At 75.3% G+C, this 2,881-nt stretch carries 1 protein-coding gene, 1 pseudogene and 1 riboswitch; the gene and the pseudogene both read right to left on the bottom strand.

The genetic code is table 11. From position 1 onward, the window contains the following. The coding region (gene metE, locus SSBG_RS01660; RefSeq protein WP_037868682.1) for a 5-methyltetrahydropteroyltriglutamate--homocysteine S-methyltransferase at window positions 1-1,970 on the bottom strand (1,970 nt) is incomplete at its 3' end. Window positions 1,971-2,115: 145 nt separating this feature from the next. After that, window positions 2,116-2,335: riboswitch (cobalamin riboswitch) on the bottom strand. Between the two features lie 78 nt (window positions 2,336-2,413). After that, window positions 2,414-2,881: pseudogene (locus SSBG_RS01655) on the bottom strand (tRNA (adenosine(37)-N6)-threonylcarbamoyltransferase complex transferase subunit TsaD); the annotation flags it as partial.

Raw genomic sequence — 2,881 nt, 5'->3', positions numbered from 1 at the left:
ATGTGCGTGTGCACCTGCGTGGCCGCCTCGACGCCGCTCGTCGGGAGGGGGAACGCCTCGGTCGCCCAGTCGAGGTAGGCCGGGCGCGCGTCGGCGCGCAGCGGCAGCGTCTCGCGCAGCGCGGGCTCGTCCACCTGGATGACGCGGGTGCCCGCGGCCTCCAGGTCGTTCACCTCGTCCCTGAGCGCGAGCGCGACCTGCCGCGCCGTCTCGCCCAGCGGCTGGTCGTCGCGCACGAAGGACCACGCGAGCATCGTGACGGGCCCGGTCAGCATCCCCTTGACCGGCTTCGCGGTGAGGGACTGCGCGAACCGCGTCCAGCGCACCGTCATGGGCGCGGGCCGCGAGATGTCCCCGGCGAGCACCGGCGGGCGCACGTACCGCGTCCCGTACGACTGCACCCAGCCGTGCCGCGTGGCGAGGTAGCCGCTCAGCTGCTCGGCGAAGTACTGGACCATGTCGTTGCGCTCGGGCTCGCCGTGCACGAGGACATCGAGCCCGGCCTCCTCCTGGAAGGAGATCACCTGCCGGATCTCCTCCTCGATGCGCTCCTCGTACCCCTCCGTGCCGATGCGCCCGGACCGCAGGTCCGCACGCGCCGCGCGGATCGTGCCCGTCTGCGGGAACGAACCGATCGTCGTGGTGGGCAGCGGGGGCAGCCCGAGGTGCGCGCGCTGCGCGGCGGCGCGCTCCTCGTACGGCGCCGGGCGGCGCGCGTCCGCCGCGGTCACCGCCGCCGCGCGGGCCCGGACCGCCGGGTCGTGCGTGAGCGGGGACGCGGCGCGCGAGGCGAGCGCGGCGCGGTTGGCGGAGAGTTCCGCGGCGACCGCGTCCGTGCCGTGCGTGAGGGCCTTGGCGAGCGTCGCGAGCTCGGCCGTCTTCTGGCGGGCGAAGGCGAGCCAGCGCAGGACCTGCGGCTCGACGTCCTTCTCGCGCGCGGCGTCGAGCGGGACGTGCAGCAGCGAGCAGGACGCGGCGACGTCCACCCGGTCCGCGAGGCCGAGGAGCGTGCCGAGCGTCGCGAGGGCCTTCTCCAGGTCGCCCACCCAGATGTTGCGCCCGTCCACGACACCGGCGACGAGCCGCTTGCCGGGCAGTCCGCCGGCGGCGGCGAGCGCGTCCAGGTTCGCGGCGGCGGGCCCGGTGAAGTCGAGCGCCAGGCCCTCCACCGGGGCCTTCGCGAGGACGGGCAGCGCCTCGCCGAGCCGGTCGAAGTAGCTCGCCACGAGCAGTTCGGGGCGGTCGGTGCGGCCACCGAGGTACGCGTACGCCCGCTCGGCGGCGTCGAGTTCGGCCGGGGTGCGGTCCTGCGCGAGGGCCGGCTCGTCGAGCTGGACCCACTCGGCGCCCGCCGCGCGCAGGTCGGCCAGCACCTCCTCGTACACCGGCAGGAGACGGTCGAGCAGGTCGAGCGGGGCGAAACCGGGCTCGGTGCCCGGGGCGGGCTTGGCCAGCAGGAGATAGGTGACGGGGCCGACCAGCACCGGCCGCGCGCGCAGGCCGAGCGCGAGCGCCTCGCGCAGCTCCCCGGTCTGCTTCGCGGAGTCGGCGGTGAAGACCGTGCCGGGACCCAGCTCGGGCACCAGGTAGTGGTAGTTCGTGTCGAACCACTTCGTCATCTCCAGCGGAGCGACGTCCCGGGTTCCGCGCGCCATGGCGAAGTAGCCGTCGAGCGCGTCGGCCGCGACGGCGGCGCGGTGGCGCTCGGGGATCGCGCCGACCATGACACTCGTGTCGAGCACGTGGTCGTAGAGGGAGAAGTCGCCGGTGGGGACCTCTCCGGCGCCGTCGGTTGCGAGCTGCCGCCAGGCGGCGGCGCGCAGTTCGCGCGCGGTGCCGAGGAGCGAGGGCGCGTCGACGCGGCCCTTCCAGTAGCCCTCGACCGCCTTCTTCAGCTCCCGGTCGGGGCCCTGGCGGGGGTAGCCGTACACGGTGGCCCATGCTGCCGCGGCTGCGGACTTCGGTGTCACGGAGATCTCCTTCGCGAGATGAATCCCTGAGATCCCGGGTGTCCGTGAAAAGCGCGAAGGAACGACAAAGGGGGCGGGAATCCAGCCGCCCACTGTGCGCGCCGACCCGCCCACGAGGTCACCGGGATGTCCGGGCGCGTTCTCGGCACGCGTCCGGGCGGCTGGCAGGTCTTCGGACTCGCGGGCGCGCCTTCCTGAAGGAGGGCACCTACTGGCCGTCGCTTCCCAGGCCCGTACCCGGACCCAGTGCGTATGACGGCGGTCGTTCCCGCTCACCGCTGCGGGGCAGTCCCGGATTCCCACCGGGTTCCCTCTTGCGACACCCCGCCTGGCGGACGGGGCGAACCAGCTGCTGGAGGAAGTGTAGGCGGTACGGGGGAACGGCGGGCGGGGTGTTCGGGGAATGGACCCCGGGCGGTCTCGCGGGGCGGGGCGCGGGCCGCTCAGCGCCGTCCCGCCGGGTGCAGCGCCGCGTACTCCAGCGGCGCCGAGGGGTCCACCGAGACGTCGAGCGGCGCCGGTTCGGCCCCCGCGCGGACGAGCAGGTCGCCCGCCGCCGCGATCATCGCGCCGTTGTCCGTGCACAGCCGCAACGGTGGAACGCGCAGGGTGATCCCGGCGGCGCGGCAGCGCTCCTCGGCGAGCGCGCGCACGCGCGAGTTCGCCGCGACGCCGCCGACCACGACGAGCGTGCGTACGCCGTGCTCCGCGCAGGCCGCGACCGCCTTGCGGGTCAGCGTGTCGGCGACCGCCTCCTGGAGCGCCGCCGCCCCGTCCGCGACCGGCAGCGCCCCGCCCGCGTGCCGCTCCGCCCAGCGCGCCGCCGCCGTCTTGAGCCCGGAGAACGAGAAGTCGTACCCGCCGGGCAGCGGACGCGGGAAGGCCACCGCGCCGGGGTCGCCCTCGCGCGC

The sequence above is a fragment of the Streptomyces sp. SPB074 genome (assembly GCF_000154905.1).
GTDB lineage: Bacteria > Actinomycetota > Actinomycetes > Streptomycetales > Streptomycetaceae > Streptomyces.
Note: the sequence above shows the minus strand (reverse complement) of the source record. Positions and strands in the feature narration are given on the sequence as shown.